Annotated in this window: 25 protein-coding genes, 1 pseudogene and 1 CRISPR repeat array; of the genes and pseudogenes, 21 read left to right on the forward strand and 5 right to left on the reverse strand. The window is 31.1% G+C overall.

What is annotated here, in order from left to right; all coding sequences use genetic code 11:
* Nucleotides 1–31: 31 nt before the first annotated feature.
* A CRISPR array of direct repeats spans nucleotides 32–1,284; the repeat unit is 32 nt; unit sequence GTCACTCCCTTCATGGGAGTGTGGATTGAAAT.
* A gap of 281 nt (nucleotides 1,285–1,565) precedes the next feature.
* Complete coding sequence (locus SOR60_RS00745; protein WP_154541897.1) at nucleotides 1,566–3,527, reverse strand: sodium-translocating pyrophosphatase; 1,962 nt, start codon at nucleotides 3,525–3,527, stop codon at nucleotides 1,566–1,568.
* Nucleotides 3,528–3,698: 171 nt separating this feature from the next.
* On the opposite strand from SOR60_RS00745, the gene SOR60_RS00750 reads away from it, so the two are divergent.
* Nucleotides 3,699–5,072, forward strand: coding sequence for a leucyl aminopeptidase (locus SOR60_RS00750; RefSeq protein WP_154541895.1), 1,374 nt, complete (start codon nucleotides 3,699–3,701; stop codon nucleotides 5,070–5,072).
* Nucleotides 5,073–5,573: 501 nt separating this feature from the next.
* Here SOR60_RS00750 and SOR60_RS00755 read toward each other — a convergent pair.
* The 3 genes from SOR60_RS00755 to SOR60_RS00765 form a co-directional block, all read right to left on the reverse strand.
* Nucleotides 5,574–5,912 (reverse strand): helix-turn-helix domain-containing protein, encoded by a 339-nt coding sequence (locus SOR60_RS00755; RefSeq protein WP_154541893.1) that lies wholly within the window; start codon nucleotides 5,910–5,912, stop codon nucleotides 5,574–5,576.
* Between the two features lie 290 nt (nucleotides 5,913–6,202).
* The gene (locus SOR60_RS00760; protein WP_154541891.1) at nucleotides 6,203–6,592 is read right to left on the reverse strand and encodes a DUF5633 domain-containing protein; all 390 of its coding nucleotides are present in this window, start codon (nucleotides 6,590–6,592) and stop codon (nucleotides 6,203–6,205) included.
* 111 nt (nucleotides 6,593–6,703) lie between these two features.
* Complete coding sequence (locus SOR60_RS00765) at nucleotides 6,704–6,844, reverse strand: hypothetical protein (protein WP_154541889.1); 141 nt, start codon at nucleotides 6,842–6,844, stop codon at nucleotides 6,704–6,706.
* Nucleotides 6,845–7,056: 212 nt separating this feature from the next.
* On the opposite strand from SOR60_RS00765, the pseudogene SOR60_RS00770 reads away from it, so the two are divergent.
* The 20 genes and pseudogenes from SOR60_RS00770 to SOR60_RS00865 all read left to right on the forward strand — a co-directional run.
* Nucleotides 7,057–7,289, forward strand: a pseudogene (locus SOR60_RS00770) (transposase); the annotation flags it as partial.
* A gap of 145 nt (nucleotides 7,290–7,434) precedes the next feature.
* Complete coding sequence (gene tsaE / locus SOR60_RS00775; RefSeq protein WP_154541887.1) at nucleotides 7,435–7,839, forward strand: tRNA (adenosine(37)-N6)-threonylcarbamoyltransferase complex ATPase subunit type 1 TsaE; 405 nt, start codon at nucleotides 7,435–7,437, stop codon at nucleotides 7,837–7,839.
* A 13-nt stretch (nucleotides 7,840–7,852) separates the two neighbouring features.
* Entirely contained in the window at nucleotides 7,853–8,521 is a 669-nt protein-coding gene (gene tsaB / locus SOR60_RS00780) for a tRNA (adenosine(37)-N6)-threonylcarbamoyltransferase complex dimerization subunit type 1 TsaB (protein WP_154541885.1), read from the forward strand.
* Nucleotides 8,514–8,951: a ribosomal protein S18-alanine N-acetyltransferase gene (rimI, locus tag SOR60_RS00785; protein WP_154541883.1), complete on the forward strand. Its 438-nt coding sequence runs from the start codon at nucleotides 8,514–8,516 to the stop codon at nucleotides 8,949–8,951. The genes tsaB and rimI overlap by 8 nt, the downstream gene beginning before the upstream one ends.
* On the forward strand, nucleotides 8,951–9,961 hold the full coding sequence (tsaD, locus tag SOR60_RS00790) for a tRNA (adenosine(37)-N6)-threonylcarbamoyltransferase complex transferase subunit TsaD (RefSeq protein WP_154541881.1): 1,011 nt from the start codon (nucleotides 8,951–8,953) through the stop codon (nucleotides 9,959–9,961). Before rimI ends, tsaD begins: the two co-directional genes overlap by 1 nt.
* 15 nt (nucleotides 9,962–9,976) lie before the next feature.
* Nucleotides 9,977–10,339 (forward strand): hypothetical protein, encoded by a 363-nt coding sequence (locus SOR60_RS00795; RefSeq protein ID WP_154541879.1) that lies wholly within the window; start codon nucleotides 9,977–9,979, stop codon nucleotides 10,337–10,339.
* Nucleotides 10,323–11,717, forward strand: coding sequence for a S41 family peptidase (locus SOR60_RS00800; protein WP_320594962.1), 1,395 nt, complete (start codon nucleotides 10,323–10,325; stop codon nucleotides 11,715–11,717). Before SOR60_RS00795 ends, SOR60_RS00800 begins: the two co-directional genes overlap by 17 nt.
* 1 nt (nucleotide 11,718) lies before the next feature.
* A complete protein-coding gene (locus tag SOR60_RS00805) occupies nucleotides 11,719–12,570 on the forward strand; it encodes an ROK family protein (protein ID WP_154541875.1) in 852 nt (283 codons plus the stop codon).
* Nucleotides 12,571–13,088: 518 nt separating this feature from the next.
* Entirely contained in the window at nucleotides 13,089–14,315 is a 1,227-nt protein-coding gene (gene hemA / locus SOR60_RS00810; RefSeq protein ID WP_154541873.1) for a glutamyl-tRNA reductase, read from the forward strand.
* Nucleotides 14,312–14,911: a precorrin-2 dehydrogenase/sirohydrochlorin ferrochelatase family protein gene (locus tag SOR60_RS00815; protein WP_154541871.1), complete on the forward strand. Its 600-nt coding sequence runs from the start codon at nucleotides 14,312–14,314 to the stop codon at nucleotides 14,909–14,911. The genes hemA and SOR60_RS00815 overlap by 4 nt, the downstream gene beginning before the upstream one ends.
* On the forward strand, nucleotides 14,904–17,246 hold the full coding sequence (gene hemC, locus SOR60_RS00820; protein WP_320594963.1) for a hydroxymethylbilane synthase: 2,343 nt from the start codon (nucleotides 14,904–14,906) through the stop codon (nucleotides 17,244–17,246). The genes SOR60_RS00815 and hemC overlap by 8 nt, the downstream gene beginning before the upstream one ends.
* Nucleotides 17,243–18,208, forward strand: a complete 966-nt coding sequence (gene hemB, locus SOR60_RS00825) for a porphobilinogen synthase (protein WP_154541867.1) — start codon at nucleotides 17,243–17,245, stop codon at nucleotides 18,206–18,208. The genes hemC and hemB overlap by 4 nt, the downstream gene beginning before the upstream one ends.
* Nucleotides 18,208–19,485 carry a glutamate-1-semialdehyde 2,1-aminomutase gene (gene hemL, locus SOR60_RS00830; RefSeq protein WP_320594964.1) on the forward strand — a complete coding sequence of 426 codons (1,278 nt, stop codon included), beginning with the start codon at nucleotides 18,208–18,210 and terminating at the stop codon, nucleotides 19,483–19,485. Before hemB ends, hemL begins: the two co-directional genes overlap by 1 nt.
* Before the next feature lie 417 nt (nucleotides 19,486–19,902).
* The gene (gene asrA / locus SOR60_RS00835) at nucleotides 19,903–20,943 is read left to right on the forward strand and encodes an anaerobic sulfite reductase subunit AsrA (RefSeq protein WP_320594965.1); all 1,041 of its coding nucleotides are present in this window, start codon (nucleotides 19,903–19,905) and stop codon (nucleotides 20,941–20,943) included.
* Nucleotides 20,943–21,779 (forward strand): anaerobic sulfite reductase subunit AsrB, encoded by an 837-nt coding sequence (gene asrB, locus SOR60_RS00840; protein ID WP_320594966.1) that lies wholly within the window; start codon nucleotides 20,943–20,945, stop codon nucleotides 21,777–21,779. Before asrA ends, asrB begins: the two co-directional genes overlap by 1 nt.
* 9 nt (nucleotides 21,780–21,788) lie before the next feature.
* Nucleotides 21,789–22,814 (forward strand): sulfite reductase subunit C, encoded by a 1,026-nt coding sequence (gene asrC, locus SOR60_RS00845; RefSeq protein ID WP_320594967.1) that lies wholly within the window; start codon nucleotides 21,789–21,791, stop codon nucleotides 22,812–22,814.
* Nucleotides 22,815–22,823: 9 nt separating this feature from the next.
* On the forward strand, nucleotides 22,824–23,303 hold the full coding sequence (locus SOR60_RS00850) for a ferritin-like domain-containing protein (protein ID WP_320594968.1): 480 nt from the start codon (nucleotides 22,824–22,826) through the stop codon (nucleotides 23,301–23,303).
* Between the two features lie 111 nt (nucleotides 23,304–23,414).
* Entirely contained in the window at nucleotides 23,415–23,618 is a 204-nt protein-coding gene (locus tag SOR60_RS00855; RefSeq protein WP_154541855.1) for a helix-turn-helix transcriptional regulator, read from the forward strand.
* 6 nt (nucleotides 23,619–23,624) lie between these two features.
* A complete protein-coding gene (locus tag SOR60_RS00860; protein ID WP_154541853.1) occupies nucleotides 23,625–24,041 on the forward strand; it encodes a histidine kinase in 417 nt (138 codons plus the stop codon).
* A gap of 166 nt (nucleotides 24,042–24,207) precedes the next feature.
* Nucleotides 24,208–25,158, forward strand: a complete 951-nt coding sequence (locus SOR60_RS00865; protein WP_154541851.1) for a magnesium transporter CorA family protein — start codon at nucleotides 24,208–24,210, stop codon at nucleotides 25,156–25,158.
* A 309-nt stretch (nucleotides 25,159–25,467) separates the two neighbouring features.
* Here the strand turns inward: SOR60_RS00865 and SOR60_RS00870 are convergent, their stop codons facing one another.
* Nucleotides 25,468–25,728, reverse strand: coding sequence for a kinase to dihydroxyacetone kinase (locus tag SOR60_RS00870; protein ID WP_154541849.1), 261 nt, complete (start codon nucleotides 25,726–25,728; stop codon nucleotides 25,468–25,470).
* Nucleotides 25,729–25,734: the final 6 nt, after the last annotated feature.

Genomic DNA, 25,734 nt, shown 5'->3' on the forward strand with positions numbered 1-25,734 from the left:
AATGTGTTCAAGTTCGTTATATAAAATATGGGTCACTCCCTTCATGGGAGTGTGGATTGAAATTAAGTGGAGATAGTTTGAGAAAAAAATTATAAAAGTCACTCCCTTCATGGGAGTGTGGATTGAAATTTGCTTTTGACTACTTGTTAAATCATAAATAATAGGTCACTCCCTTCATGGGAGTGTGGATTGAAATTTAGTATTATATAATTATCTTGGTAAATACATTATATAGTCACTCCCTTCATGGGAGTGTGGATTGAAATTATACTATAGCCGTATTTTTCTATTGCTTCATTTAGTCACTCCCTTCATGGGAGTGTGGATTGAAATATAATTTTTAGTCAAAGCTATAAGATACATTTCTGTCACTCCCTTCATGGGAGTGTGGATTGAAATATTCTCCTTCTAGGGTTTTGATGAACCTAGGTTCGTCACTCCCTTCATGGGAGTGTGGATTGAAATTTTGCTCAGCATCGCAAATTGGGTTATGAGATTATTTTGTCACTCCCTTCATGGGAGTGTGGATTGAAATGTCAAGGGCTTTAGTACCTTCTAAAACTGTATCGGTGTCACTCCCTTCATGGGAGTGTGGATTGAAATACTTCCTTTCTATTTTATAGTAGAAACATAATGTGTCACTCCCTTCATGGGAGTGTGGATTGAAATTAATGGAAATTGAAGTATTAGGGACTGGATCAAGTGGTCACTCCCTTCATGGGAGTGTGGATTGAAAGACGGGGATGGATTGTATAAAATTTGATGATTTTAGTATGTCACTCCCTTCATGGGAGTGTGGATTGAAATTTTTTTTTGTCTCCTTTTATCCAATTTATCATATAGTCACTCCCTTCATGGGAGTGTGGATTGAAATTCCTAACTCGAAATACTCTATTAATGTTATTAGTTTATGTCACTCCCTTCATGGGAGTGTGGATTGAAATACTTGCAAAAAATTCACTTTTACCATTAATTTTATGTCACTCCCTTCATGGGAGTGTGGATTGAAATTCCTTTGTTTTTGTCTTACCTAATAGGCTATCAGTTAGTCACTCCCTTCATGGGAGTGTGGATTGAAATCAAAAAGAAAAGTCCCGGTTGTTGTTATTAAATTGTCACTCCCTTCATGGGAGTGTGGATTGAAATACTTGCATGACTAACAGGCATTAAAACAAAACCTAAGTGTCACTCCCTTCATGGGAGTGTGGATTGAAATAAATTTGGAGCATGTAAAATTGGATAATGGTAACTTGTCACTCCCTTCATGGGAGTGTGGATTGAAATTTTTTGTTTGTTGTATGATATTTTTTAAAAAATCATCTATATTTAATAAGAAACATATGATATATAAGAAAAGTATTATACTATATAGTGAAAGATAAAATATTTAGTCTTAGCTTTAAACTGTAAAGAATAGTATTAGGTAATTAGTAAGCTAATTTTGTATAAAAATAATTTTAATCATCAAATTAAAGGCAAATGAAAAGATATTTAAATGACTTATTTCTCCTTTTTTTCTTATAATAGGCTAAAAAAAGAAAGCCCTAGGGCTTTCTTTAATATAATTAGATAAATAATCCTGCACAGACTACAGATACTACTGTAATAAGTTTTATAAGGATATTTAATGATGGACCTGAAGTATCTTTGAATGGATCACCTACTGTATCACCTACTACTGCTGCGTGGTGAGCTGGTGAGTTTTTACCACCTTCTTCTCCAGATTCTATGAATTTCTTAGCATTATCCCAAGCACCACCAGCATTTGACATGAATATTGCCATTAGTACACCAGTTACAAGGGATCCTGCTAGAAGACCTCCTAATGTTTCTGGTCCGAATACTTTTCCTACAAATAGTGGAACTATTATTGCAAGAGCTCCAGGGATAATCATTTCTTTTAGTGATGCTTTTGTAGAAATATCAACACATGAAGCATAGTCTGGGTGCTCAATTCCTTCAAGGATACCTGGTTTTTCTCTAAATTGTCTTCTTACTTCATTTATCATTTCTGTTGCAGCTTTTCCAACTGAATTCATTGTTAAAGCTGAAAATAAGAAAGGAAGCATACCACCGATAAACATTCCTGCTACTACTTTTGAGTCAAGTAGGGAAAGTGTGTCAAGATTTACTGTTTCTGTATATGTTACGAATAGTGAAAGTGCAGTTAAAGCTGCAGATCCTATTGCAAATCCTTTACCAATAGCTGCTGTTGTATTTCCTACTGAGTCAAGTTCATCTGTAATTTCTCTTACTGATTCATCAAGTCCACTCATTTCAGCAATACCACCAGCGTTATCTGAGATTGGACCATAAGCATCTACTGTTACTGTTGTTGCTGTAATTGAAAGCATACCTACTGCTGCAAGTGCTATACCATACATTTGCATTGTGTGATATGAAACAAGTATTCCTATGGATATAAGGATAATTGGTCCTACTGTTGAAAGCATACCACTTGAAAGACCTGCTATGATGTTTGTGGCAGCTCCTGTTTGGCTTTCTTCTGCTATTCTTTTGACTTGGTTGAATTTTTCAGATGTAAAGACCTCTGATAAAAATCCTATTAATATTCCTACAAGTATTCCGACAACTACACATATAGCTGCTTTCATATTACCAAAATACATACTTGAAAGTATAAATGATGCTATTAGTACAATTGCCCCTGATATATAGATTGTAAACATAAGGGCAGATTGTGGTGAATTTTGTCTTTTTCTTAAGAAAATGAAAGCTGCCAAAATTGATGAAAATATGCCTATAGATGATAGTACAAGTGGAAATTTGATACCATTATCTCCAAATAAGGCAAAACCTAATACCATAGCTGAAAGAATTGCTCCAGCGTATGATTCAAAAAGGTCAGCCCCCATTCCAGCTACATCTCCTACATTATCTCCTACGTTATCAGCGATTACAGCTGGATTTCTTGGGTCATCTTCTGGGATTCCCTCTTCTACTTTTCCTACAAGATCAGCTCCAACATCTGCAGCTTTAGTATAAATTCCTCCGCCTACTCTTGCAAAGAGTGCTACAGAACTTGCACCAAATGAGTATCCCATAAGTGTTGCAGGATCTCTAAAGATTAGATAAACCAAACCTACTCCAAAAAGTCCAAATCCTGTTACTGCAAATCCCATTACAGAACCTCCAGCAAAAGCAACTTTCAAAGCGTCAGGAAGTCCCTTACTCATTGCTTCGTTTGTACATCTAGCGTTTGATGCGGTTGATATTCTCATACCTACGTATCCTGCTAGCATTGATAATAAAGAACCAAAGATATAGCAAATCATAGTGTTTATATCAATAAAAACAGCTATAAGAATTGCAACTATGACTACAAATAAGATTACATATTTATATTCACGAGATATAAAAGCCATGGCTCCTTCTTTGATATTTCCTGATATAGCCTTCATTCTTTCATTGCCTTCGCTTACTGGAAGAATATTTGATTTAATTTGAAATAACATAAATAAAACTGCAATGATTGCTGCTATAACAGGTAAAAATTCTGAAAACATAAACTCCTCCTATTATTTAATAAGTTTTACTTATCTATTATATAACATATTAATAGTGAAAACAATTTATTTTAAAAAAATTCACATAATAAAATTAAAAAAGCAAATAAGCAAGGTAATAATAACTTAAAAATTTCTAAAATTGGCGTATGATAAAAAAGGGAGGATATTATGAATTATAAATACAATGATAGTAATAGAAATCTAATAGAATTTGTTTTCGAAAATGAAAAAGGAAATCCATTTTTTAAGGGAAATATGGGAGAAATCTTTCCAAATATTGGAGAAGATAAAATTCTTTTAGGGCTAGGAAAAAAGAATGAATTTAGTAAAGAAGTTCTAAAAGAAGCAGTGTATAAGTTAATAAGATATATAAAATCAAAAGATATAGAAGAGATAAGCTTTATTGAAAATCAATTTAACTTTAAAGATAAGGAATATCTTTTAAGTATAGTTGAGGCGATAGAATCTGGTATTTATGAATTTGACCATTACAAAAAAGAAAAAAGTCTAGTAAAGCTTGAGAATATAAATCTTCCTAAAAACTTAGAAGAATATAAGGAAGACTTAGATGAACTTTTAAATGTACTTTTAGGACAAAAACTTGCTAAGGATTTAGTAAATTTAAGATCTAATGATATTTACCCAGAAACTTTAGCAAATTACGCTAAAAAAGAGCTAGAAGATCTTGGTGTTGATGTAAAAATATATCAAAAAGATGAGATTCTTAATATGGGTCTTACTGCCTACTACAATGTTGCTAAAGGCTCAGATAATGAACCAAGATTTATAGTAATGGAATACCTACATGGAAAAGATGATGAAAGACCTTATGTATATGTAGGAAAGGGTCTAACTTATGATTCAGGTGGATATTCTATAAAAACAAGTGATGGAATGAAAACAATGAATTCTGATATGGGTGGATCTGGTACAGTTATTGGAGCAATGAAGGCCATATCGAAAAATAAACTTAAGAAGAATATAGTTGGCATAGTTGCAGCTTGTGAAAATTCGATTTCTGGAAGATCCTATAAGCCTGGTGATATAATAAAGGCAAGAAATGGGATGACCATAGAGGTTGACAATACAGATGCTGAAGGAAGAATAACTCTTGCTGATGCGGTAAACTATGGTGCTACAGAATATAATCCAGAGCTAATGATTGACCTTGCAACCCTTACAGGAGCAGTTTTAGTAGCTCTTGCAGAAACCTATACAGGAGCTATAACAAACAATGATGAAGCCTTTGCTAAGGTTATAGAAGCAAGTAAAGTTAGTGATGAAAAAGTTTGGCAACTTCCAAATGATCCATTTATTAGAAAATACAATGAATCAGAAAATGCCGACATCAAAAACACAGGCGGAAGGATGGCAGGTTCAATTACTGCTGGACAATTTATAGAAAACTTTGTGGAAAACACTCCTTGGGTTCACTTAGATATAGCAGGAACAGCTTATCTTTCAGCTCCACAAGGTCTAAATCAAAAAGGAGCAACAGGAGTTCTTGTAAAAACTCTTTATAATCTAGCAAAAAATAAATAATCATAGAAAAAAGCTTGTTGCAAGGACTAATTATCCTGCAACAGCTTTTTTACGTTCATGAATAAGCGGAATCAGACTACTTACTTCGAACGCAGTGAGATAAAACCCCTATCACAATTGAGGAATTGAATTGATGAAGGTGTTATGTAGTAGCAGTCTTTGTATAGTTAGACTGAGGTTTTGTCTAGGAAAGTAGATTAGGTTAATACAGCTATTCACTAAATATAAAAGCTAAACATATAGGTATTATAAAAATCACGGAGACTTCTCCTTACAGTCGAAGTAAGGGGTGTGACCATAGCTTATTTCAATATAAATAAGCCATAGACTCTCTAAGACAACCCCAAAAAGTTGTACCAAATACCAGATTGAGTTTTTACTTACTCTGGTATTTATTTGCCTTTCCTACCCCTAGGGGTAGGAAAATTTTCATGCTGAATTCTTCTTTCTAAACTCTACTGGACTTAAATATCCTAATTTTTCTATTATTCTTTTAATTCTTCATATGAATAGAATTTTCTTCCATAATATATTTCTTGTTTTAAAATTCCAAATTAAAGTTGGATTATTGAATTTAAGTTCATTTGCTAGGCTTTGATAGGACATTCCTCCTATTATATACAAGTTTACTACTTTTAGTTTAAATTCTAAAGTATATTTGTTATTTTTTCTTGATACTTTTAGCCCTTTATAGCCTTGTGTTTGATAAGAGTTTACCCATCTTCTAACAATAGATTCTTGTGGTATTTTATATTTTTTAGCTAATTGATTGTATCCTATTGTGTTTTTTAGATACTCTTTTACGACCATCACTTTAAATTCTGTACTGTATTTTGCCATTAAAAAACTGACCTACTTAAGTTGGTTTTTAGATCCAACTTTTGGGGGTCAGTTCACAAATGGGAGATCTTCTTTTTTTGATTATGGTAAATTTACGAGCAGTAAGAATTAAGTTTAATTCTAAAGTATATTCGATAATTGACACTATTAGTATAACAAAAACAATAAACTTTTTCACAGTAAATACTTACCTATATGAAATAATAAAAAAATGATACTACAAAGAAATAGGGAATTTGTAGCATCATTTTCTTTTTTTATTCTCGAATGTGAAAGATTATATAAGGCAATTATTTATTTTTCTTTTTTGTAGCTAAAAATTCAGCTAAGCTTAGGCCTAACATACCACCAATACCAGCTATAGAGCCAACACCTGTTCTTACATTGTTAGATCTATTAGTAGGATTGTTTACTTTTTTAACTTCATTTTCGTTTTCTACTCTTCTAACTTTTTTATCATCTTTATTATGATCATCTTCGGTTTTTTGAACGATTTTAGTATCTTTACTGTGATATTTTTCCTTATTTTCCTTATCTTCTTCTACAGCTTCAACTGGAGAAAGGGCTACATAATATTTACCATCTTTTTCTTTAGATATAGAATAAGACTTATTAATTTCATCATTTTCTAAAACTTTCTTAGCAGCATTTTCAGCTTCCTTTTTAGTAGCAAAGCCCATATCTGTAAGATCAGCTGCAGTTAAAGGTTTATTTTCTTCTTCCTTTTTACCATCTTGAGGATTTTTAGGATTTACTTTAGTACCATCATCCTTTTTACCATCACTAGGGTTTTATGGATTTACTTCAGTATTATCACCCTTTTTATCATCGCTAGGATTTTCAGGATTTGCTTCAGTTTTATCGTCTTTTTTATCTTCTTTAGGTTTTTCAGGATTAGCTACAGCTTCACCTTCTTCATTTATTTTATACATAACAACTGTTACATTATCTAAATTGTTATAACCTACTACTGGAACATCAAATACTCCCTCAACGAAATACTTTGAGCCTCTTTCGGATGTAGGTTTTATTTTAAAAGTAACTGTTGTCCCTCTTTTAGCTTCATAATCTACAACACTATGTGGATTAAAAGATTGGTCTACTCCATTTACACTTACAACAAGGTTCTCATTATTCTTTAGACACCTTAGATGAAGGCTTTGAAGATGCTTTTTCCTATTTATTAATGGAGTAATTCATAGTAGACTTAAATCAACCAATTGCTTAGAAAGACTAAACGAAGAAGTTAGAAGGCGTGAAAAAGTGATTAGAATATTTCCAAATCAAGAATCGGCTATTAGACTAATAGGAGCAATCCTCATTGATATCAATGAGGATTGGATAACTTCTTCTAAATTGTATATTAGAATGAAATAGTAAATATTGGACTAGTAATTTTTACACAATATTATGGACTTGACTGTAAATTTTTCTTGATTTTTTAATCTACTTGTATAATAATATATTACTATTAAGCTTTAATTTGAACTTCTTGTAGTATAATGAAAGTTAAGGAGTAAGTATGAGAATTAATTCTTTAAATGAAATGAGAGATTTTGCCTTTGATTTTGCTAAAAAGCTTAGGCCAGGTCAGGTTATAAATTTAGTTGGAGATATGGGAGCAGGTAAGACTACTTTTGTATCTTTTGTAGGTGAATATTTAGAAGTTTCTGATACTTCATCACCTACTTTTGCTATTGTAAATATTTACAATGTCAAGGATTTTGATATATACCATCTAGATCTTTATAGGTTTGAAAATGAGGATGATATTTTGGATATAGATTTTGAGACTTATTTTTATCCGGAAGATGCCATTACATTTATTGAATGGGCCGATAGGGCTAAGTCTTATCTACCAGATGATATGATTGAAGTTAGAATTGAAAAAATCAACGAGAACACAAGAGATATTAGTATAATTTAGTATAGGAGATAAAATGCGAGTTTTAGCCATTGATACATCTACTATGATTTCTACTGTAAGTATTAGTGAAGATGGTAAAATTATAGGAGATTTTAATGTAAATCAAGAAAAAACTCATTCCGAATCCCTTGTTCCTATGATTGAAAGTTTACTTTCATTTTTAGGACTTAGGCTTTCAGATATAGATATATTTGCTGTTGCAAAGGGACCTGGATCTTTTACAGGTCTTAGGATTGGGATGACTATAGCAAAGACATTTGCCCAAGTAAGGAATAAAAAGTTGATTCCTATTTCAACTCTTAAGGCACTAGCTTTAAATTCTTCAAGTAAGTACAAGGCAAGCATGTTAGATGCTAGGGGAAATAGGGTTTATGGAGCACTTTACGGTGAAAATTTAGAAGAAATTGTTAAGGAAGATCTATATAATATAGATGATTTTTCAAATTTTTGTAATGATTCAGGACTTTCTTTTGATCTAGTTTCAGAAATATCTATCAAGTATAAGGATAAGTTTAAAAGAGCTAATATCTTAGATTTTTCTTATACCTCGTGTATAGGTAGGAACTTATGTAAGCTTGCCATAGATATGAAAGATGAGGAATTTGAATTATTTAAACTTGTTCCTAATTATATGAGAAAGTCCCAAGCTGAAATAGATAGAAAGAAGAAGTTGAATGATTAGAAATATGACTTTGGCTGATTGTGATAATGTTTATAGGATAGAAAATGACTCATTCTACGAGCCTTGGAGTAAAAAAGACCTTATAAAAGATTTACAAATGAATAAACACAAAAGACACTTTGTCTACGATAAGGGTGGAGAAGCTGTTGGTTTTTACATAGTATCTGTAATTTTGGACGAGGCTGAAATATATACTATAGCTGTAGATGAGGCTTTTAGAGGTCAAAATATAGGTTCTTTTATGCTTGAAAGACTTATAAATGATTCTATAAGAACCGGAGTAAAAAAGATTTGGCTTGAGGTTTCTACTGAAAATGTCCCTGCCTTAAATCTTTATGAAAAATTTGGCTTTGAGAAGATAAGACTTAGGAAAAATTATTATTCTAAGATAAATGAAGATGCTTATATAATGTTAAAGGAATTAAAGTAATGAAAGACTTTTATACAATGGGAATCGAAACTTCTTGTGATGATTCTTCTGTAGCTATTTTAAAAAATGATAGGGAAGTTTTATGTAATTTAATATCTTCCCAAATTGATATACACAAGATATTTGGAGGGGTTGTTCCAGAGATTGCATCAAGAAAGCACCTTGAGGCTATAAATCCACTTATAGAAAAGGCCCTTATGGATACTGGACTTTCTTATGATGATATAGATTTAATATCAGTAACCAAAGGTCCAGGTCTTATAGGTTCACTTTTGGTTGGAATTTCTGCAGCCAAGGCCCTTTCTCTTTCAACCAATACTCCAATGATTGGAACAAATCATATGCAAGGTCATATTTGTGCAAACTATCTTTCAAATAAAAAATTAAAACCTCCTTTTATATCTTTAGTTGTAAGTGGAGGACATACTTATCTTGTAAGAGTTGATGATTATACAGATTATGAAATAATAGGACAAACTAGAGATGATGCCGCTGGAGAGTCTTATGATAAGGTGGCAAGGGCAATAGGTCTTGGATATCCAGGTGGACCAAAGATTGATAAACTTTCCAAAGAAGGAGATAAGGAAGCTATAGACTTTCCAAGGGTAATGCTTGAAAAAGACTCCTATGATTTTTCGTTTTCAGGACTTAAGACTTCAGTTTTAAATTATTTAAACCAAAAAAGCCAAAAAAATGAAGAAATAAATAAGGCGGATGTCGCTGCAAGCTTCCAAGAAGCTGTAGTAGATGTTTTAGTAGCAAAATCTATGAGATTGCTTGATGAAACAGGTCTTAAAACTTTGGCTGTTTCAGGTGGAGTTGCTGCAAACTCAAGACTTAAGGAAAGACTTAAAGAAGAATGTGACAAAAGAGATATCAGATTTTATAATCCAGATATAATCCTTTGTACAGATAATGCAGCCATGATTGCCATGGCAGGATATTTAAATTACAAGGCAGGGGAAAGATCTGACTCTTATTTGAAAGTATATCCAAACCTTGGTTTATAATGTTATAATATAGATATGAAAAAAGATGAGAAAAAACTAGTTTCACAAAAACTGAGAAATTATAATAAAAAAAATAAAATAATGTACTTTCTTTACTTTTTATCATCTATATCAGTTTTTGCTTTTGGTCTTTATTATAGAGAAGTTCTCGAACTTGTAGGAGGTGTATTTTTGGCCTTAAGATGTATTTATTTAATGAACAGGCACAGGGCCAATACAAGCTCTCTTATAAGGTTTGAAAGAAGGAAATTGTCATTTTTATTACTTATGATAATAATTTTTTCTCTCATTAATCCTATAGGTATTCTTCCATTTATAATGGAGATAGGAAAAAGAGATTGGGTTATAAATGGAGGATTAAATGAAGAAAAGAAGTAAACTAAGTCTTTTAGTCTTAAGCTTTTTAATTATTTTTTCATCTTGTGCCCAAAGAAGGATATCCTATCTTGAAAATAGAAGAGAAACATTTATCCAAAAAGAAAATAAGGATAAAAATGAGATAGTTAATTTTAATCCAGATGATTTAAATAAATTTAAAAATATGGAAGATTATTTATCTTGGTATAGGAAACTTAAAGGACCAGCAAAATTAAGCTTTGAAGATAAAAAGGAGAAAAAAGCCTTAAGTCAAGAGGAAATGGTAGAAGACTTTAATTATTTTTTTAAGCAAATTAAGGAAAATTATCCTTTTTTTGGTGTAATTAAAAGACAATATGGTATCGATTTTTTAGCAAATTACTCTTCCTACTTAAATGAGATAAAGTTTTGTAAAAATGACGATGAATTTATAAAAATCATGCAAAAAATAGTTAAAGACTTGAAAAATGACCATGCAAACATAGCAGACAAGAACTATGTAGAAGATAGCCTTGACTACTACTCTCATTTTTGGAAAGATCCTTCCATGTACTATGAATTCTTGGCTATGAACCAAGAATCTGTAAGAGATAGGTACAATATAAAAGGACTTCAGTCAAGTGAGTTAAGTGATGGAAATAGGAAAAGAAGTGATGGAAATTTAATATATGAAAATGACAATATAAGAATTGAAAATATAGCAAATGGCATAGGAATGATAAGGATAAAAGAGATGCTTGCAGAATATGAGCTAGATGATGATATGAATGCAATTGATAAATACCTCAATGATAATCCAGACCTCAAAGCTATTGTCATAGATATAAGAGATAATTCTGGTGGAAATATAGAATATTGGAAAAACTATCTTCTCCCAAGACTTATAAATAAAAAAGTAAGCTTAGACAATCATATGTTCTTTAAAGATGGAATGAGATCTAGAATGCTTTTAGAAAGTGAAGGAGTAGTATTTGAAAATATTTCAAATATAAATCTTGAAAAAATGAATATTAAACATAAGGAAGATTTAAAAGACTTTACTTACTATAGCAAAGATAGGGTGGAAGTTATACCATTAGAGGGAGTTAAATTTAAGGGAAAATTATATCTTTTGGTAAATAAGGGAGTATATTCGGCAGCAGAAGGGCTTGCAAATTTTTGCAAAAATACTCATATAGCAAGTATTATTGGAGAAAAAACAGGTGGAGATGGAATAACCTTAGGGATTATAAATGATGTCATGCCAAACTCAGGTCTTGTATTTACCTACACAAATACTTTAGGATATGCCCCAGATGGAAGCATAAATGAAGAAAGTAAGACTGAGCCTGATATAAAAGCAGAAAGTTTCAATGAGTCATTAGAATTTATAAAGAAGGAAGAAAATATAGGTAACTAATATGTATGGATCAATAGAATTTGGTGGAACCAAGATAAAGTGTGCTGCATTTGATGAGAATGGAAAGATGACTTCTGATATTTGGATTGATACAGGAAATCCTACTAATAATCTTAAAAAAATAGGAGAATTTTTTAAGAAAAATCCAGTAGAAAAAGCAGGAGTTGGAGCATTTGGACCAATAGACTTAAATGAGAAATCAAAAACTTATGGCCATATACAAAATACCCCAAAAAAACTATGGGTTGACTTTAATCTTTTAGAAAATCTCAAAAAAGAAGTATGTGAGAAGATAGGACTAGTAACAGATGTAGGACTATCTTTGATAGGAGAAAGTCAAAAGGGAGCTGGATTAGATACTAACTCAAGTTTATATCTTACCGTTGGTACAGGAATAGGAGGAGCATATGTCCAAGACGGAAAACTTTTAAATGGATACTCTCATCCAGAAATGGGACATATAAGTGTAGAAAGATTAAAAGATGATGATTTCAAATCAAGCTGTACCTACCATAAAAATTGCCTAGAAGGACTTGCATCAGGGCCAAGCATAAACAAGAGACTAGGTAAAAACCCAAAAGATGCAGACCTTAAAGAAAAACCATTTAAAATAGCAGCAAACTACATAGCCAAAGCAATCTACACCTATACTTTAGTACTTAGACCAGAAGTTGTAATAATAGGTGGTGGACTTATAAACAAAGAAGGCTTTATAGAGCTAATAAGAGAAGAATTTGACAAAATAAAAGGCGATTACGTAGAAGTAAAGACAAGCGAAAAATATATAGTAAAGCCAAAGCTTGGAAATGATTCAGCCCTTATAGGTGGGTATTTATTGGCGAAGTCTTTGTAGATAAGGCTTAAAAATTAAGGTGTTATGCCGATTTCATAATATTGATAAGATTGATTAATTGTTAGTTTTTCAATGCTTTAAAAACTTTGCTTTAAACTTCAATAAAAAGCACAATCATTATTAATAAACGCAGGTATTACTGGGATAATATGCTCAATAAGTTTTTCTGCTTTAATAATAAGTTATTTTAATTTTAGTGAAACTTTTTGGATTGATGCTATTTTTTGATGATTGATTTGTTAAAATTTATTAAGATTTTATTTTAAAAAAAATTATTAAAGTTATTTACTTTTTTACTTTGCTATGATAGAATTTATAGCAAGAAGTACTTTTATTTATTGTACTTTTTGAAAAGGGCCTTTCTTTAGTTAATCCCCGAAATTATTAAAATTATATCTTTATATTGGCTCTTTCCTAGCTCGCTTACGGCGGGCTTTTTTTGTTTATCATTTTTAATGCTATAATAATAATATCAGTAATAATGCTGATAATAATATCAGTAATAAGGAGGGATTTTATTGTTTTTTTATTCTTTTGGTCTAAATCACCACAAAGCAGATATAGAAATTCGTGAGAAGGTTCACTTTAGGGACTCTGAGATTATTGATGCAAGTGAAATTTTAGAAAATAAGGGTATGGAGGAGGTCTTGATTCTTTCAACCTGCAATAGGTCAGAGATTTTTCTTGTAAGTCAGAGAAATATTGTTGACAGGAACTTTGCTATAAGCTTTTTTGAAGACTTTTTTAAGCTTAGAGGACTTTCTGAATTTATTACTTTCAGGAAAGATTTTGTAGCTATAAATCATTTATTTAGACTTGCAGCAGGTCTTGATTCGTTAATTGTAGGAGAAGACCAAATTCTAGGTCAAATTTCTGATTCATTTGAAACTTCTCTTTCTTTAGGATATGCAAAAAAAATTTTAAGTGAGATTTTTAGAAGAGCTATCAATCTTTCAAAAAACATTAAAACTGATTCAAATATTTCTCATATACCCTTGTCTTTACCATATATAGCTGTAAAAAAGGCTGGGGAGATTATGGACCTATCTAATAAAAATGCCCTTGTTGTTGGTATTGGATCAATTGGAGAGCTTACTATTAAAAACCTTTTAGAAACTGGGGCAAATATTTATATTTCAAATTGGCATATGGAGAAGTCTTTTGAGTTTAAAAGAAAGTATCCTGAGATTTCTATAATTGATTATGAAAAAAGAGTAGATTCTATAAAGGATATGGATTTTATTTTTTCATCAACTGCATCACCCCACCTTGTTTTTAAGAAAAATCAATTTAAGGACATAGATAAGAAAGTTTACATATTTGACTTGGCCCTACCTCGTGACTGTGAGCCGAGTATTGGAGATTTAGAAAATGTATTTTTAAAAGACATAGACTCTATTAAGGATATATCGAAGAAAAATTTGAACAAAAGAAGGGATATTTTAAATTCTTATATTCCAGAGATAGAAGACAAGGCAAAGGATACTTTGAAGTGGATGAAAGAAGTTAAGATTGACTATATTTTAAAATCTTTAAATGAAAGGTGCGATGAATTGGCAGATAAGACCTTAGACTATATTTTTAGAAAGACCGATATGACTACTGCTCAAAAGATTAAGGTTGATAAGGCTGTAAGAAATGCCTTAAAAAAGGTCGCAAGAGAGCCTATTTTAAGTCTTAAGGAAAACTATTATGAAGATTTTGATAGTGCTTTAAAAATTTTGACAAAGGTGTATAAAAAATGAGATATTTTCCAATTTCTATTGATTCTAAGGATAAGATATGCCTATTTTTAGGAGCAGGTAAGATTGCCTTTAGAAAGATTAGGTCTCTTTTAAAGGGAAACTTTGACTTTCTTGTTTTTGCTAAGGATATAAATGAGAATATTAAGCTCTTAAGTGAAACATACCCAGAAAGATTTGTAATAAATATAGGAGAATTTGATGAAAATTTCATCTTTCCTTCATGTGATTTTGTATTTTTGGCAAGTGGAGATGAAGTTTTGAACAAAAAACTTTTTAAAAAAGCCCAAGATAGAAATCTTTGGGTCCTAGATTTAACAAATTCTTCTGATAGCGACTTTTATTTAAGAAATAATATTAAAAAAGATTTTATAGATATTTCTATTTCAACCAATGGAAAGCTACCATTTTTATCAAAGATGATTGGAGATGATATAAAAAAGTACCTTGACGGGCTTGATATGGAAAAAATTTCTCTAATTATTAATATTAGGGATAAACTTAAGGTTAAGGGAGTCAATAGTAGGGGATTTTTACAAGATCTTTATAGAAAAGATAGAAAATTCTTGGATAAGTATTTGGAGAGTTTAGATGAATAGAGTAATAAAGATTGGGACTAGGGCAAGTAATCTTGCTATAAAACAGACCAACATTATTAAGGAGATTTTAGATTTGGAAGGAATCTCCACTAAAATTGTAAAGATTTCAACCAAGGGAGATAGGATTCAAGATAGAAGAATAGATGAGATTAATTCTAAGGGAGTTTTTGTAAAAGAGATTGAAAAGGCTCTTCTTGAAAAAGAAATTGACATAGCAGTTCATTCTCTAAAAGATATGCCATCTAGAATTGATGATAGGCTGATTTTTGCTCCACCTTTAAAGGCAGAAGATCCAAGGGATTCTTTTGTAGGTCGTGACTTTATTAAAAGTATGGATGATATGGAAAATACTCTGGTTGGGACAGGATCAAATAGGAGAACATGTCAGGGGATAAATTATTTTTCTAACATAGATTTTAAGCCAATAAGGGGGAATGTAGAAACAAGGATAAAAAAGATAGAAGATGAAAATCTTGATGGGATAATCCTTGCAAAAGCTGGTCTTATTAGGTCAAATTTAACTCATCTTATAAATTTTGACCTTGACCCTAAAATTTTTACTCCCTCAGTCTGCCAAGGTATTTTGGGTATTGAGATTAGAAAAGAAGATAGGGATATTTTTCAAATATTTAAAAAGCACTCAGACTTTAATACTCTTGTAAGGATGGAGACTGAAAGAGCATTTCAAGAGGAGCTTGGTGCAGATTGTTCAACCCCTATGGGGATTTTTACTGAAATTGATGGTGACAATATAAAACTTACTGGATCTATGGCCTATGATAGAGAAGGTAAAATATTTTATAGGGAAATTTCCGGAAAAATTGATCAAAGAATTAATCTTGGGAAAAAACTTGCAAGAAATTTGAAAAAGGCCCACTATAAAAAAATCATTATTGCAGGAGCTGGAATTGGCTCAAGAGATAATATTACTATAGCTTGTAAAAAGGCTTTAGATGATTCTGATGTCATAATATATGATAGGTTATTAAATCAAACAATTCTTGACCCTTATAGAAATAAAGAACTTTACTATGTTGGAAAGTCTATGGGAGAGCATATATTAAGTCAAGATAAGATAAATGAACTTATGGTGGCTAAGGCAAAGGAAGGAAAAAAAGTAGTAAGACTTAAGGGAGGAGATCCTTATGTTTTTGCAAGAGGGTCAGAAGAGGCAATCTTCATTAAAGAAAATGGACTTGAATTTGAAACTATACCTGGTCTTACATCAGGTATAGTTTGCCTTAATACTGCAGGAATCCCAGCAAGTCATAGAAATATATCAACATCTATATCTTTTATAACAGGACATAGGCAAAATGATAGTTCAGAAGATTTCAAGAAATTTGCTAAACTTCCAGGGACTCTTGTTTTTTATATGGGACTTAAAAATCTTCCAAACATTTTAGGTGAGCTTAAAAAAGGTGGTATTGATATGAAAAAAAAGCTTGCTATAATATCAATGGGCTCATCAAATCAGCAAAAAACCTATGTATCAACAATAGGAAATTGCCTTGATAAGATAGACTTAGGAAAAATAAAAAGACCAGCCCTTATAGTAATTTCAGATACAGTTGGACTTAGGGAGAGTTTAAATTACTTTGAAAAAAAAGTTCATTTTGGTAAAAAAATCGCCCTAACTCGTGACTATGAATCAGGGATAAAAGATAGGGAAATGTTTGAAAAACTAGGTTTTAGAACAATCATAATTCCAACTATAAAGATAAAACCTATAAACTTAGATAAGCTTGATGAGAAAATAAACGAGTTTTCCTATGACTATTTGCTATTTACATCTGTAAATGCTGTAAAAATATTTTTTAAAAGATTAACTTGTAAACATGATATAAGAAGACTCGGTCAAGTTAAGATTTGTGCAATAGGTGAAAAAACTAAAAAAGAGATAGAAAACTACCATCTTAAAGTAGAAATTATTCCGAAATCTTTTCTTGGAGAAAATTTAGTAGAAGAGATGAAAAAAAGGGTGAATAAAGATGATAGGATATTTTTTCCACACTCAAACCTATCTAGAGCAAAGATTATAGATAAGCTGAGAGAAATAGCTGATTTGGACGAGATGGTAATTTATGATAACCTAGTAGCAAAAAAAATAAAAGATGTTGATCTTGATTTTGATGCCATAATTTTTACATCATCATCAACTGTCAACAATTTTATAAAACTCTATGGAAAAGATTCACTTAAGGATACAAAGATATTTTCTATAGGAGAGATTACAAGTAGGACCATAAGAAATTACGGACTTGAAGTGTTTAAAGAAAGTAAAAAACAAACTGTAGACTCTCTTGTAGAAACGATAGGAGAAAGCAAAATATGAGAATGAGAAGAATAAGAGAAAAAAAGTTACTAAGAGAGATGACAAGAGAAACCACTCTATCAATTTCTGATTTTATATATCCGCTTTTTGTAGTTGAAGGTGAGAATATTAAAAAGGAAATTCCATCTATGCCAGACTGTTTCCATTTCTCAATTGATATGCTTGAAGATGAGATAAATGAGATAGTTAACTTGGGTATAAGGGCAGTTATTTTATTTGGAATTCCAGGACATAAAGATGCTTGTGGAAGCGGGGCTTATGCTGATGATGGGATAATACAAAAGGCTATAAGAAAGATAAAAGAGATAAATAAAGATCTTATAGTTATAACAGATGTTTGTATGTGTGAGTACACAGATCATGGTCATTGTGGAATTCTTGATGATGAAGGTCATGTTAAAAACGATGAGACAGTAAAATATATTGCAAAAATTGCCCTATCACATGCAAAGGCAGGGGCTGATGTTATAGCACCATCAGATATGATGGACTTTAGGATAAGGGCAATAAGAGAAATACTAGATAAAAATTGCTTTAAAAATATACCGATAATGGCTTATTCTGCAAAATATGCATCAAACTTTTATGGACCATTTAGGGAGGCGGCGGATTCTGCTCCAAGCTTTGGAGATAGAAAATCTTATCAAATGGATTATCATAATTCTGATGAAGCAATGAGAGAAATTGCTTTGGATATAGATGAAGATGCAGATTTCATAATAGTAAAACCTGCTCTATCATTTTTAGATATAATCCAAAGAACTAAAGAAAATTTCAACACTAATGTTGTAGCTTACAATGTAAGTGGCGAATATTCTATGGTTAAAAATGCTATAAAAATTGGCCTTGTAAATGAAGAGATAATATATGAAATCTTAATTTCTATTAAAAGAGCAGGTGCCAAGATGATAATAACATATCACGCAAAGGAAATGGCAAAATTTTTAAGGGAGATGAAATAATGACTTTATTTGATGAGGCTAAAAAATATATACCTGGAGGGGTAAATTCACCAGTCAGGGCTTTTGCTGCAGTTGGTGGTCATCCGATTTTTGCTAAATATGGAAAGGGTCACAATATAGTAGATGAAAACAATGATGCTTATATTGACTTTATCTCATCATGGGGACCCATGATTCTAGGACATGGAAAGGATGAGTTGATAGAAAAAGCCAAGGGATACCTTGAAGAAGGGTTAACTTTTGGACTTCCTACAAAAGTAGAAGTTGAAATAGCAGAGTTTCTAAGTAAAGCTTTTGATACAGATATGGTAAGGATGGTAAACTCTGGAACAGAGGCAACCATGTCTGCTATAAGGCTTGCAAGAGGATTTACCAATAAGTCAAAGATTATTAAGTTTGAAGGTTGCTATCATGGACACTCTGATGGACTTTTGGTAAAATCAGGATCTGGTAGTCTCACCTTTAATGTGCCAACATCAGCTGGAGTGCCGGAAAATGTTATAAAAGATACTCTAATCTGTAAATACAATGATATAGAATCGGTAAAAAAAACAATTAAAGAGAATAAAGACGATGTAGCTGCAATAATCTTAGAACCTATAGCAGGGAATATGGGTGTTGTTCCAATTGATATTGACTTTGTTAAAGCTTTGAGAAAAATAAGTGATGAAAATGGTATAATTTTAATTTTTGATGAGGTAATAACAGCATTTAGACTTAAATTTGGATCAATCTCAACAGAGCTTGGAGTAAAACCAGATATGTTCTGTTTTGGGAAAATTGTAGGAGGAGGAATGCCAGTAGGAGGTTTTGCAGGAAGGCGTGAAATAATGGAAAAATTATCACCAATGGGACCAGTCTACCAAGCAGGGACCCTATCAGGCTCACCTTTTATAATGAAAATGGGTCTTGATGTTTTAAGAATTCTTAAAGAAAATCCAGATATATACCAAAGACTTGAAAAATATGCACAAATGCTTGAAGAGGGTTTTAACGACAATCTAAAAGCCACAGGTGTAAAGGCTTGTGTCACAAGATATAAGTCAATGATGAGTCTATTTTTTGGAGATTTTGATGAAATTAGATCTTTTGATGATGTAAGCAAAGCAGACCTTGATAATTATTCTAAGTACTTTAACTTTATGAAAAATAGTAAAATCCTAATGCCACCATCACAATTTGAGGCCGTATTTATGTCAGATGCCTTGGATGAGTCAGTCATAAATTATACAATAGAAGAAAATAAAAAAGCTTTAGAATATATAAAGGAAAATTAAAAATAAGTCTATCCTAATATTAAAACTAGGGTAGGCTTTTATTATTTTTACATAATTTTCTTATATCAATTAAAATTAATGATATTCAAAATAATAGTTACCTTAAAATATAAGATCAAAAAGAAAGCAGATAAGCTAATATTATAAGCAATAATAATCTAATTAAAGCATTAATTTTAATTGCATATATTTCAGAAATACTAATAAAAACACTTTTTTTATTTGTATAGATATGATATCTTAAAATAGAAATCGAATTCATATGAATTATAAGAAAAAGAGTCGCTAACAAAATGAATTAAATCCAATATCTTACATATCAAGGATAAAATTCATAACTTTGTGAGGACGCTTTTTTAGGTTGGAGAATAATCTGAAAAAGATTATCAATACTATAACAAATTATTAGGAGGTTATATGACTTATAATGATTTCCTCATCAAAAAAGATGAGGTATGCGATTTTTTTGATCTTCTTAAGTCAAAGTACGCAATATTTGCACCAAAGAGAATCCCTAGGGGTGGAAGATACTGTGACACAGATGCGATAATGTATGAGAATATCGAAAGTTTTGATGAACTAGAATACAAGGAAAAATCTACATATTCACCAAAAGAAGCTTTATTACCAATGACAGAAAATCTTTTCTATTTTACAGAAGATGATTATACAGAAACTAAAAACCCTTATAAAAAAGAAGTTTTAGTATTTGCAAGAGCTTGTGATATAAATGCAATAAAACATTTAGATGATATGTTCATCAAAAATGGACCTTTTGAAGACTTCTTTTACTTAAGACGTAAAAACATGGTTCACTATGCACTTATGGAATGTGATGGGGACTTAGATAGAAATTGTTTCTGCTGTTCTACTGATTCTAATAAGACTGATGGCTATAAATATGCATTTAGATTTAATGGAGACGGTTCAATGAATGTTAAGACAGATGATAATCTTGATTTTGGAGATTTTGAAAAGATTGATTTTGATTTAAAGTTTCCAGAAGAAAATGAACTAAAGGTTACATTTCCTGATATAAGGGACAATGAGGAAGCAAATCTTATTGCAAATTCAGATATTTGGGATGAATATAATTCAAGATGTATAGGATGTGGTTCTTGTACAACTTCTTGTTCTACCTGTACTTGTTTTACAACCAAGGATATTACTTACAATGTTAATAGACGTGTAGGTGAAAGAAGAAGGACTAATGCATCTTGTATGACAAAAGATTTTGATCTTGTAGCAGGAGGTGCTCATTTTAGAACATCATTTAAGGAAAGATATAGGTATAAGGTAATGCATAAAATCTATGCTCATAATAAGAGATTTGGAGATGGTCCGATGTGTGTAGGTTGCGGTAGATGTTCGGCCCACTGCCCAGAATTAATTTCTTATCCAGAATCTATCAATAAAGTAAATAAAGAATTAGAGAGAATAAGAAGTGAGGTAAAATAATGGAAGCTAAGAATAATATAAAAAGAGCAAATGAAGATTATTTAAATTATGTTTTACCAAAATCTTATGAAATTTTGGATATATTAAAACATACTGATCTTGAATGGACTTTCAAGGTTAAATTTGATAAGGAAGTTAAGCCAGGACAATTCTTACAAGTTTCTCTTGCAAAGATAGGTGAAGCGCCTATTTCTGTATCTGGAATGGGTGATGGCTTTGTAGAAATGACTATAAGAAATGTTGGAGAAGTTACCTCAAAGCTTTTTAAGTCAAAAGCAGGTGATTATATCTTTTTAAGAGGACCTTATGGAAATGGGTGGCCACTTAGCGAGCTTAAAGGCAAAAATGTAGTAGTTATTGCTGGGGGAACCGGAGTAAGTCCAGTCAGGGGACTTATAGAATACATAAGAGATAATCCAGATGAATTCGGAAGTCTTTACCTAATATTAGGTTTTAAAAACCATGAGTCAGTGCTTTTTAAAGATGATCTCGAAAAATGGAGAAAAAGCGAAAAGATTAATACGATATATTCACTGGATAACGAAGAGATTGAAGGTTTTAGAAAAGGAATGGTAACAGCCTTTATACCAGAATTACCATTTGACTCATTTGATGGAAACTATTCAGTAGTTATGGTAGGACCTCCTATAATGATGCGTTTTACATCACTCGGGCTACTAAAAGAAGGAGTACTGGAAGATAAAATTTGGACAAGTTTTGAAAGAAAAATGTCTTGTGCTGTTGGGAAATGTGGTCACTGTAGGATAAATGAAACATATGTATGCTTAGACGGACCAGTTTTTCCCTATACAGTTGCTAAAGACTTATTAGACTAAGGAGATTTTATGACATTAGATATAAATGTAGGAAAGGTTAGAAATAATTGTTTTCGTCAATCAAAAATACCTGGAGAATTTTTGCTTCAATTAAGATCACCTGGAGGTCTAGTTGATGCTAAGTGGCTAGAAATGATCCAAATGCTTTGCCAAGAATATGGAGATGGAAACTTCCATTTTGGGACAAGACAAACATTTAACATTACAGGTATTAAATACGAAGATATACCAAAGATAAATGAAATAATTAGACCATATATTGAAGAGATAGAAGGTTCTCGTGGGGTAGATATAGAATACAATGATGAAGGATACCCATATATAGGGCCTAGAAATATTATGGCATGTATTGGGGGAAGACATTGCATAAAAGCTGCCCAAAATACACAAAGACTAGCTGACAAGCTTGAACCAATAATCTATGGCTCACCATATCAAATAAAAACTGCAATAGCAGGTTGTCCAAATGACTGTGTTAAGGCTCACTTTACAGATTTTGGTTTTATAGGAGTTACAATACCAGAATATGACATAGATCGTTGTATAGGTTGTGGGGCCTGCGTAGATAGGTGTAAGGCTGTTGCCACAAGAGTACTTGAATTAAATGATCAAGGAAAAGTAGATAAGGATTTATGTTGTTGTGTAGGTTGTGGAGAGTGTGTAACAAGATGTCCAAACTCCGCTTGGAGAAGACCAAACAGAAGAATGTGGAATGTAATTATAGGTGGACGTACAGGAAAACAAAATCCAAGAATGGGACAAATGTTCGCAAGATGGATGGATGAAGATGTCGTTATAAAAATGATGAGAAATTGGAAAGAATTTTCAGCATATGTTCTTGACAACAAACCAGTATATCTTCATGGAGGTCATTTAATAGATAGGGTAGGATTCCCAACATTTAAAAAAATGATGTTAAAAGACGTTGAACTTAACGAAGAATGTTTAATAGCCGATAGAATCAATTGGACAGAAAAAGAATATCGTTCATCAATAAATGTAATGAAGCTTGAAGATCATAAAACTGTAAAATAAGGAGATAATATGAGATCACAATTTCAACCAAAAGATTTATTAGAATCTTTAGTAAGACTTGAACAAAATGGTGAAACATTTTACAGAGAAATGGCTAAAAAATTCTCAACTGATAAGGAAAGTGCTGACTTTTTTACCTTCCTAGCAGACCAAGAAACACACCACGAAGCCCTATACAAAAAATTATCATCTCAAATCGACAATAATCAAGCAATCGATAAAGAATTTGATGATGAATATAAGGCTTATATTCAAAACCTAATAGAGCAAATCTTTAATCTAGACTCATCAAAAGTTGGAGATGATACAATTGACATCTATAGATTTGCAATAGGACTCGAAAAAGATACCATACTTTTCATAAAAGAAGTTAAATCAATAGTACCAAATTTCGAACCAGAACTACTCGATAAGGTAGAGGCTGAAGAAAGAGGACACATCAAACTTATCCAACAATGGTATGATAGCCATATTAATGATATAAAATAATAATATCGACTTTAAAGAGAGTCTAGGCTCTCTTTTTTTGACTTTTTTTATTTTATATAGTACTATAAATGTAACAAAAAATGTACTAAAAATGTAACATAAGGATAATTTATGGAAGTTGAAATTGAAAATAAAATAAGAATTTTTAGGAAAGAAAAAGGATTATCTCAACATAGACTTGCAAAGCTTGTTGGGCTTAAAAGAAGGTCTATTATGGCCTATGAAAATAATACAATAAGTCCAACGCTTGAGACTGCCTATAAGATATGTAAGGTATTGGATAAGGATATTAAGGAAGTATTTATATTTAAGTGAGGAATTATGGGATTTTTATTTAATGACAATAAAGAGATAGAAGATAAGGTTTTCGAAAGTTTTGATGATAGGGAAAATTATTTGCTTACTATAAAAAATGATAGCAATGCGAAATCTTTTGCTAAACTTCTTTTAAGTAATATTTTTAATACCTTTGATTCTAATAGGACTTTTATCTTGTATTTTTCTAGTAAGGGGATTTATGAAAAGGAAATAAGTTCTTCTATTAAAGGAGATTTTACCTTAATCCCTTGGCATGAGGTAGAATCATTTCGTATAGAGAAAAAAGATAAGCAAGCTTTTATTTATTTTAATCACATAGGTAAGAAAATGAGCTATGAAGCTCCTTTTGATGGGAAATTATTTAAAAAAAATAAAGATAAATTTAAAATTTTAGAAGATAGAAATTGGAATAAAATATAAGAAATTTTAAGTGAAACTTGTTAGATAAGCTAGCAAGTTTTTATCGGTAAATTACTTTATTATTAATTAGATTAATGATTAATTTATTGACTTTCCCCTTGCCAATTCATATAGTTATAATAATTGAAATTTAAAGAAGATGAGTTGCCTAATTTAAGGAGAAGATATGGATTATATATATAAATTTGATACTGATAATGGTTTTGAACAAACTGATATATCTAGTTTCTATGATGTAATTGAAGATGATGACTTTTATTTGATGTATTTGGGCAAGACAAGCTTTATTGAATTTGCTAATACTTATGACCTAGACAATGCAATCATTGATCTTCTTTTAACTGATACAGGTAAAAAATCTTATATAGCAGTGGAGGATAATTACACATTTATTATCCTTGAAATGCTTGATATTATGGGAAATCTTGACACATCGGACCTTATAGGCTTCTATATAGAAAATAACAGACTAATAATTGTAGATATGTACGATAGGGATCAATCTACATCAGAGGCTTTTAGGGAAATTCTTAGAAAGAGGATTTATGCAAGATCTCCAGGAAGACTATTAAAATATTTTATAACAGCCCTTATTAACAATCATACAAAAATTTTTGACCAAATCAAAAATTCTACTGCTGAGATAGAGGATTCTATAGTTAGAAATAGAAAACAAAGTAATAGTATTGAAATAATTTCAGATAATAGGCATAAGGCACTCAATTTATATACTTCTTATGAAAGACTTCTTGATACTTTAGAAGTTCTTGCTGAGAATGAAAATGAAATTTTTGATGATGATGATATAAAACACTTAAAGTCGGTGGCTTTTAGGGTTGAAAGATATTCATCGAATATATCTTATCTTAGTGATTATATAACTAATGTCAAGGATTCCTATACTTCTAAAATGGACCTATCTACGAATAATACTATGAAAATTTTAACTGTCGTAACAACTATTTTCACACCAATTACGGTTCTTACAGGTTGGTATGGGATGAACTTTGAAAATATGCCAGAATTAAGGTGGGATTTTGGATATTTGTATGTGATAATTTTATCTATATTAAGCGTTTTTATTTGCTTTTATTTATTTAAAAAAATTGATAAGTAATAGTAAGATTTCAAGAAATCTTGGATTTAGTTTTGATAATTCTAACATCTTAATATTTATTTTTAGTTGAGAGCTTAAAATTTTATACTAACTTATTCTTATATAAACTCAATTGTTATTATTGTATATTAAAAGGGGCTGTTGCAGAATGAATTAATCGTTTCAAAATCATTACAAGCTCTTTCATGACAATTCGCCTCCATGAGTGGCAGGCTATTTTCAAATTGCCTATGAGAAGCTTGTAAGATTGTGATGTTAGAAATTCATAATTTTACAACAGCTCCTAAAATTAACTTTATTTGAAGTATTTTATCCTTGTAGTCCATCAGCTTGTCTTTGCATATTTTCTACTACAACATCAAATATATCCCCAATTGATTGACCATATTCTAAGATTTCCCATGGTTTATTTGTGTGGAAGTGGATTTTTATAAGGTCTTCATCACCTACTGCAAGAAGACTGTCTCCTTCAAAATTTTCTGTTATATAATCGAATATTTCATCTTCATCTAAGTCTTCACCAGCTATTAAAAGTTGAGTATCAAATTTAAATTCTATTTTTTCTGTCATTTTTAT

The sequence above is a fragment of the Anaerococcus porci genome, from assembly GCF_034090325.1.
In the GTDB taxonomy this organism is placed as follows: Bacteria; Bacillota; Clostridia; order Tissierellales; family Peptoniphilaceae; genus Anaerococcus; species Anaerococcus porci.